Source organism: Thermosynechococcus sp. M98_K2018_005 (assembly GCF_015295825.1).
Lineage (GTDB): Bacteria > Cyanobacteriota > Cyanobacteriia > Thermosynechococcales > Thermosynechococcaceae > Thermosynechococcus.
In genome coordinates this window covers 1-7,509 of the sequence record NZ_DVEH01000058.1, presented here as the reverse complement: position 1 = coordinate 7,509, position 7,509 = coordinate 1, and the positions used below count along the sequence as shown (strand labels likewise).

General features: G+C 54.2%; 6 protein-coding genes. 3 read left to right on the top strand and 3 right to left on the bottom strand.

Going from position 1 to position 7,509, the window contains the following annotated elements; all coding sequences use genetic code 11:
• The first annotated feature begins 53 nt into the window (after window positions 1-53).
• Both IGQ15_RS08085 and IGQ15_RS08080 read left to right on the top strand, forming a co-directional pair.
• Window positions 54-983 (top strand): site-specific DNA-methyltransferase, encoded by a 930-nt coding sequence (locus IGQ15_RS08085; protein ID WP_363315821.1) that lies wholly within the window; start codon window positions 54-56, stop codon window positions 981-983.
• The gene (locus tag IGQ15_RS08080; protein ID WP_297050599.1) at window positions 971-1,510 is read left to right on the top strand and encodes an NUDIX hydrolase; all 540 of its coding nucleotides are present in this window, start codon (window positions 971-973) and stop codon (window positions 1,508-1,510) included. The genes IGQ15_RS08085 and IGQ15_RS08080 overlap by 13 nt, the downstream gene beginning before the upstream one ends.
• On the opposite strand, the gene IGQ15_RS08075 is transcribed toward IGQ15_RS08080, so the two are convergent.
• Together IGQ15_RS08075 and topA are read right to left on the bottom strand one after the other, a co-directional pair.
• Window positions 1,507-3,105 (bottom strand): radical SAM protein, encoded by a 1,599-nt coding sequence (locus IGQ15_RS08075; protein ID WP_297050596.1) that lies wholly within the window; start codon window positions 3,103-3,105, stop codon window positions 1,507-1,509. The two genes, IGQ15_RS08080 and IGQ15_RS08075, sit on opposite strands and share 4 nt — an antisense overlap.
• A complete protein-coding gene (gene topA, locus IGQ15_RS08070; RefSeq protein WP_297050594.1) occupies window positions 3,106-5,766 on the bottom strand; it encodes a type I DNA topoisomerase in 2,661 nt (886 codons plus the stop codon). It abuts the gene before it with no gap.
• Window positions 5,767-5,948: 182 nt separating this feature from the next.
• On the opposite strand from topA, the gene IGQ15_RS08065 reads away from it, so the two are divergent.
• Entirely contained in the window at window positions 5,949-6,716 is a 768-nt protein-coding gene (locus tag IGQ15_RS08065; protein WP_297050591.1) for an amino acid ABC transporter ATP-binding protein, read from the top strand.
• Here the strand turns inward: IGQ15_RS08065 and IGQ15_RS08060 are convergent.
• Window positions 6,713-7,225 carry an inorganic diphosphatase gene (locus IGQ15_RS08060; protein ID WP_297050603.1) on the bottom strand — a complete coding sequence of 171 codons (513 nt, stop codon included), beginning with the start codon at window positions 7,223-7,225 and terminating at the stop codon, window positions 6,713-6,715. The two genes, IGQ15_RS08065 and IGQ15_RS08060, sit on opposite strands and share 4 nt — an antisense overlap.
• Between the last annotated feature and the right edge of the window lie 284 nt (window positions 7,226-7,509).

Sequence of the window (7,509 nt, the reverse complement as noted above, 5' to 3'; positions counted from 1 at the left end):
CGTTGCGTAGCATCCTTTGGGAATCCTCTCTCTTTCAAGAAGGGGAGAAGTCAATGAGTTCTGGCCAGCACATTCAAGAGCGCTTTTCTCCAGAGGCTAAGCTAGTCATTGCCAGTGGAGATGTCTGTGAGGTGATTCGTCAGGTGCCGGATGAGGCTATGACGCTCATCTTTACGTCGCCGCCCTACAACCTCGGCAAGACCTATGAAACTCCGGTGGCGATCGAGGATTATCTCCAGAGCCAAAGCAAGGTAATTACCGAGCTATATCGCGTGTTGCGGCCAGAGGGAAGTCTGTGCTGGCAAGTGGGCAATTTTGTTCAAGGGGGAGAAGTTTATCCCTTGGATATTTTGTTTTATCCCCTCTTCAAGCGATTGGGTTTGAAGCTGCGCAATCGCATCATTTGGAAATTTGGCCATGGTCTCCATGCGACAAAGCGCTTTTCTGGCCGCTATGAAACGATTCTCTGGTTCACGAAGTCCGATCATTACATCTTTAATTTGGATGCGGTGCGTATTCCAGCCAAGTATCCGGGGAAACGCCACTTCAAAGGCCCGAATAAGGGCAAACCCTCGGGCAATCCCTTAGGCAAAAATCCATCGGATGTCTGGGAAATCGTTGTTCAGGATTGGCAAGAACTGGTGTGGGATATTCCCAATGTCAAGTCCAATCATCCTGAAAAAACATTGCATCCCTGCCAGTTTCCGATTGAGTTGGTGGAGCGCTGCGTTCTCGCTCTCAGCCATGAAGGGGATTGGGTCTTTGACCCCTATATGGGGGTGGGATCATCGCTTTTGGCTGCCCTCATGCACGATCGACGGGCAATGGGCTGTGAGAAGGAACCCGCTTATATCAACATTGCTCGCCAACGGCTTCAGGCCTATGACAAGGGCACCCTGCCCTACCGCCCCCTCGGTAGACCGGTGTACACCCCCGCAGGGCATGAGAAAATAGCTCAAGTTCCTGAAGAGTGGCAACAGTGAATTGGCGATCGCTCGATGAACTGGTACGCATTCAATCCAAGTGGGTGACCTTAATTGCCGAGAAGTGGTTGACGGGCACGGGTGAAGCCCTAGAATACTGGCGGGTAGAAAAGGCGGACTCGGTGATTGTCCTGCCGCTGCAAGGGAAGGATTTAATCTGCTTGCCGCCAACCTTTCGGGTGGGGGTTCAGCGAGCTACGGTAGATTTTCCTGGTGGAAGAGTAGGGTCGGATCAAGACCCGATCGCGATCGTGCCGCAAATTTTGACACGGGAATTGGGAATTACCGCTGCTGTCATTCAAGGAATCACCCCCGTCAGTGAGCAGCCTTGGCTAGTCAATAGTGCCTTCTCCAATCAAAAAGTGTGGGGCTTTGTTGCTGAACTCTCGCCAAGGGCAACGGTACCTCAAGCCGGGGGTAGGTTTCGGCTCGGGAGTGCGGACATCTCACAGCTTCTTGCGCAGTTGGAGTGCTTGCAATGTCGTGCCGTTTTGTTGGAATGGTTGTATCAGCGCAGACCGGCCTAGGCGATCGCTCGCTGCAGATGATTTTGCAAGGTTTTAGTGGGCAGGCCACTTTGGAGATGCTGCCACGGTAAGATTGTCTCCTCTGGCCAATTGGCAGTGACATAGGCTTCAAAGTCAGGCAACTGTCCCCGCAGTTCCTTAAACGCCCGGCGATAACTGCCTAAGGAAGTACCATAGTGGCGCACCTGCTCTAAAAGGGGAGCCAGCCGGCGATCGCCCCGCGAAATCAAGGCTTGAATCAGCGAGTCATTATAGGATTCAGGACGAAACTCAATCCCCAATTTGGCCAATTCTTTTTTCAGGAGCTTGAGGCGTTTTTCGGCCACGGGTTGCACCCCCCACCACTGAAAGGGGGTATGGGCTTTAGGCACAAAGGTACTACAGCCAAGGGTGAGTCGCAGGCGCGGCGCTGTTTTTTTCAATTGGCGAAAGAGATCCACCGTGGCTGCAACATCGGCATCGGTTTCTGTGGGCAGTCCCACCATGCCATAAAACTTTAGCCCCTTGAGGCCGCCGGCTTGGGCATGGCTGGCAGCAGCAAGAATCTCCTCGGTCTCAAGCTTTTTGTTGATCACTTGGCGCAGGCGCTCAGACCCCGTTTCGATGGCGATCGTCAGGGATTGACTGCCCCGTTGACTCAAGAGTTGGGCAAGGGATGCAGTGACCGTATTTGTGCGCACAGACGCTAAACTCACCCGCACATGGTCAAATTGTGGTTGGCCTAGATACTCAATCAAGGCGGGAAATTCGGGATGTTGGGTAATCGAGGCGCCCAAAAGCCCTAGGCGATCGGTGACCGCTAGCCCCCGCTCAATCGCAGGAATCAGTGTTTCGAGGCTCGGTGTGCGAAAGGGCAACGTCAAATAGCTGGCCAAACAAAAGCGACAGAGCTCTGGACAACTGCGCACCACCTCCACCATGTAGATCTTTTCCCAAGCGGCGAGGGGGGTAACCACCGTTGAGGCAGCAAGGGTATTGCCGCGATGGACTTGTTTGGCCACTGTGGCAGGTACCGTGGGCTTTCGGGGTTCAATCCCTTGAAGCGGTCCTGTGGCACTGGCATAACTGACGGCATAAAGACTGGGGACATAGAGGCCGGGCACTTGGGCAAGGGCTTCCAACTGTTGCGATCGCGGGGCAGTGCGCACCTGCGCCATGGTTGTCAGAAAGGGATCTAAAAGAGGTTCGGCGTCCCCTAGCAAAATTACATCAAAAAAGTCGGCAAAGGGTTCGGGATTTGCCGTCAGCACCGCGCCACCGCCAAAGACCAAGGGATGGCGATCGTGGCGATCGCGCTGCCAAATGGGAATGCCCAACTGCTCCAAGAGCGCCAATAGATTGCCGTAGTCCAACTCCCACGAGAAGGAAAAGCCCACCAACTCTGGCTCCCGAGGCAGTGGCTCCTGCACATCGGTAAAGAGGCGACTCACTGCCACATCGGCACGGCTGGCCAGTTGTGCCCACACCAGTTGATACCCCAAGCTGGTAATGCCAACGCTGTAGGTATTGGGAAAGCCATAGATAACGCGCAGTGCCTCTGGCCGGAGGCGCGATCGCTCAAAGAGGAGTGTTTCAGCAGCAAAAGGGGAATTCACCTAGGTTTCCGTTGACTTACGGCGGCTAGTTTTTGTAGTCTTAGTGGCTTTTTTTGTTGTTGTTTTTTGGGTTGATTTTGGTTTCGGGGCAGTGGCCGTTGCACTGCGGCGGGTTTTCTGCGGTGCTTTTTCCGCCAACAGGGGCAGGGCTTGCTCAAGGGTGATGGTCTCTGGTGTCACTGCCTCCGGCAGTGAGGCATTCACCTTACCGTGGTTGACATAGGGGCCATAGGGACCATCAAAGACTTGCACTGGCTCGCCATCCTCTGGGTGATTCCCCAACACCGCTAGCACCTGTTTCTTGGCACGGCCACGACTGGATTTTGGGGTTGCCAGTAGCTCTAGGGCACGCTCCAAGGTAATCGTATAGACATCATCCTCCCCCTTGAGGGAACGATAATCCTTTTCCCCCTCAGGGTCATGGACAATGTAGGGGCCAAAGCGACCTTGATTGGCTTGAATCAGCTTGCCCGTTTCGGGATGAACCCCCAATGTGCGGGGCAGTGACAACAGCGTAATCGCCAAGTCTAGGGTGACTTCATCGGGACTGACCCCCTTGGGTAGGGAAGCTCGTTTGGGTTTTGGATTGGCCTCTGTGGCTTCCCCCAACTGCACATAGGGACCAAAACGCCCCGTTAGCAAGAAGATCGGTTCCCCGGTCTCAGGATGCACGCCCAGCTTGTCGGGACCCTCTAGTTTTTGGCGAATTAATTGCTCCACCTGTTCACGGGTGAGGCTACCGGGAGTGGCGTCTTGGGGCAACGAGGCTTTAATCGGTTCACTGCCATTGCTATTTTGATAGACGACAAAAGGACCAAAGCGACCCACTACCACTTCGGCATTCAGTTCCGGCAGGGCGATCGCCCGTGCTTCCGTGGACTCAATCGTGCGCTCCCGCTCTTTGACCTGCTGCTCAAGGCCGTTTTCACCCAAGTAGAAGGATTCAAGGTAGGGCTGCCACTGCACCTCCCCCGTAGAAATATCATCAAGGGTTTGCTCCATCCGCGCTGTGAAGTTAATGTCCACCAAGTCGGGGAAGTATTTCTCCAGCAGTGCCGTAACCGCAAAGGCAGTAAAGGTGGGTTCAAGGGCATTGCCCCGCCGAATGGCATACTCGCGGTCTTGGATCGTGCTGATGATGGTGGCGTAGGTGCTGGGACGACCAATGCCGGCTTGCTCAAGGGCTTTCACAAGGCTGGCTTCGGTGTAGCGCGGCGGCGGCTGGGTTTCGTGACCGACACTTTCAAGAGCTTGGCAGCGGAGAATATCCCCCACCTGCATCAGGGGCAACATCACCTCTTGGCTTTCGAGGGCGGCATCGGGATCATCCGACCCTTCCACATAGGCCCGGAAAAAACCCGGAAAATCAATGCGTTTACCGTGGGCGCGGAAGAGGGCATCCCCCGCTGCAATCGAGACCGTTAGCAGGGTGACGCGGGCATCGGCCATTTGTGAGGCCACCGTGCGCTTCCAGATCAGTTCGTAGAGTTCCAGTTCCCGATCCTTAAGGCCAGTTTCTTGGGGGGTGCGAAACTGACTACCGGCAGGGCGGATCGCTTCGTGGGCTTCTTGGGCGCCCTTCGTTTTCGTGGTGTATTGGCGGGGCTGGGGCGACAAAAAGGCTTTGCCGTACAGGGCTTCCACGCAACTGCGAGCAGCAGCGATCGCCTGCTCCGACAGATGCACCGAGTCAGTACGCATATAGGTGATATAGCCCTCTTCGTAGAGCTTTTGGGCAAGGCGCATTGTATCCTGTGCCGAGAGGTGCAGTTTGCGGTTGGCCTCCTGTTGCAGGGTCGAGGTGGTAAAGGGGGGAGCCGGTTTACGGGTTTGTTGGCGCTCCTCTTGTTCAGTGACCGTCCACGTTTCCGTTAGCAGGCGATCGCGCAGGGCATTGGCCGCCGCCTCATCCAAGAGCAAGACGGCATTAGGGGTGCGCACCTGTCCCGTAGCAGGATCAAAATCATTGCCCGTGGCTAAGCGTTGACCGCCGACACTCACCAAACGGGCTGGAAAGAGGGTTCCCCGTTGATCCAGCGTGGCTTTGAGATCCCAAAATTGCCCCTTGCGGAAGGCCAGCCGTTCCCGCTCCCGTTGCACCAGTAGACGTACTGCCACCGACTGCACCCGCCCCGCCGACAGATGGGGAGCAATTTTCCGCCACAGCAGGGGCGACAGGGTATAGCCCACCAAGCGATCAAGGATACGCCGCGTTTCTTGGGCACGCACCAGTTGTTGATTGACATCGCGGCAATTGCGCAGGGCTTCTTGAATTGCCTCTTCCGTAATTTCATGGAAGACCATGCGCCGCACGGGCACCTTTGGCTCCAACAGTTGCAGCAAGTGCCAACTAATACTTTCTCCTTCGCGGTCTTCATCGGTCGCGAGCAGGAGTTCATCAGCGGTTTTCAGTGCCGTTTTCAGGTCTTTGACAACTTTTTGCTTGTCTTTGGGGACAATGTAGAGGGGTTCAAAGCCAGCAGCGACATTCACCCCTAGGGTTGCCCACTCTTCCCCCTTGAGTTCGGGGGGCACATCAGCAGCACTGCGGGGCAGATCACGGACATGACCCATCGAGGCTTCAACGCGATAGTCCGGGGGCAGAAATTTGCGAATAGTACGGGCTTTTGTCGGGGATTCAACAATGACCAGGGTGGACATAGCAGATGCTGCGGGATGTTTTTTTCGGCACTCTCAAGTTTAACGATCAATCATAGAATTGTGTTTTCCCACCGTATCATGGGGAGCAAAGAGAAGCACTTCCTTTATTGATAACCCTAGCCTAACCAATGGGCGACGCGGAGAATCTGTCTAGTCAGCATAACGGTTTTTAGGAAGCAGTGATGACTCAGCGTGGGGCAGCCCCAGAAATCGTGATCCAAACCCGCCACCTCAATAAATATTTTGGCGATCGCCACGTCCTGAAGGACATTAACTTCACCGTTGTTAAGCAAGAGGTGGTCGCCCTCATTGGCCCCAGTGGTTCTGGCAAAAGCACCTTGCTCCGCTGCTTGAATGGGTTGGAGACGTACCAATCGGGGGAGATTGTCATTCTCGGCCATTACCTGCCCCCAGTGCCAACGCCGCAACAACTGCGGGTGATTCGCCGGGATGTGGGTATGGTCTTTCAGAACTTTAACCTCTTTCCCCACATGACGGTGTTGCAAAACATCATTGAAGCGCCGATCCTTGTGCGCAAACTCCCTCGCCGCGTCGCTATTGAAATGGCTGAAAGTTTATTGGCCAAAGTGGGATTGCTGGATAAACGGAATGCCTATCCTCGGCAACTCTCTGGGGGACAACAACAACGGGTGGCGATCGCCCGTGCCTTGGCCATGCAACCGGAGATTCTCCTCTTTGACGAACCCACCTCTGCCCTTGACCCGGAACTCGTGGGGGATGTCCTTGCCGTGATGCGACAACTGGCGGAAGAAGCAATGACCATGGTGGTGGTCACCCACGAAATGCAATTTGCCCGTGAAGTCTCTTGCCGCGTCGTCTTTCTTGCTGATGGCCAAATTATTGAGGAAGGATCGCCCCAGGAACTGTTTCGTCGTCCGCAACAGGAGCGAACCCGCCTCTTTTTAGAGCGTGTGCTAATCCGGCACTAGCTTTTATAGGCCTTGATGCATTTTTCCACAAGGGGCTGCACCGCATCCACATCCTGCCAACCAAGAATTTCAGTCACTTTCTTTTGCAGATTCTTGTAGGTGCGGAAGAACTCGGCAATTTCTTCAAGGCGGTGAGGCGCAATGTCCTTGAGGGATTTCACCTCAGCGTAGCGAGGATCTTCAACAGGTACACAGAGAATTTTCTCGTCGCGATCGCCACTGTCAATCATCTCCAGCATGCCAATGGGACGGGCAGGAATTACGCATCCCGGAAACGTCGGCTCATCCATGATCACTAGACCATCGAGGGGATCGCCATCCTCCGCCAGTGTATTGGGAATAAACCCATAATCATAGGGATAGGTCACTGCCGAATAGAGCACGCGATCGAGGGCAAAGACGTTCATTTCCTTGTCAAACTCATATTTATTACGACTGCCCCCAGCAATTTCCACCAGCACATTGACAACACCCGGCTTAGGTTGGGCAGGAATACGGCTCAGATCAATACCCATAGAATTGAGGTCCATGCAACAAGTCTCCATTTAAGCGACTTGAGGACACTGAGGCAAGCACCCAAGCATAACTCAAACCGATCTGATGACCTACCAACCAAAAATCAGTGACATAGGGTAAAAATATTAGGTACAAAATAATCTTTCCCGCTACAAGGGTAAAATAAAGTTTGCTCTTTTAATATTTTTAGTATTTATAGGAGTGATGTGGGCAGGCTAAAATCCCTCCGCTTCAGCGAGGGGATACAGCCAACTCAGGGGGCTTCAGCCCCTAGTAA

What these genes read in the sequence shown, in the direction of transcription:
- IGQ15_RS08085 (WP_363315821.1), top strand. Translation starts at nt 54, where the DNA reads ATGAGTTCTGGCCAGCACATTCAAGAGCGCTTTTCTCCAGAGGCTAAG.
- topA (WP_297050594.1), bottom strand. Translation starts at nt 5,766, where the DNA reads ATGTCCACCCTGGTCATTGTTGAATCCCCGACAAAAGCCCGTACTATT.
- IGQ15_RS08065 (WP_297050591.1), top strand. Translation starts at nt 5,949, where the DNA reads ATGACTCAGCGTGGGGCAGCCCCAGAAATCGTGATCCAAACCCGCCAC.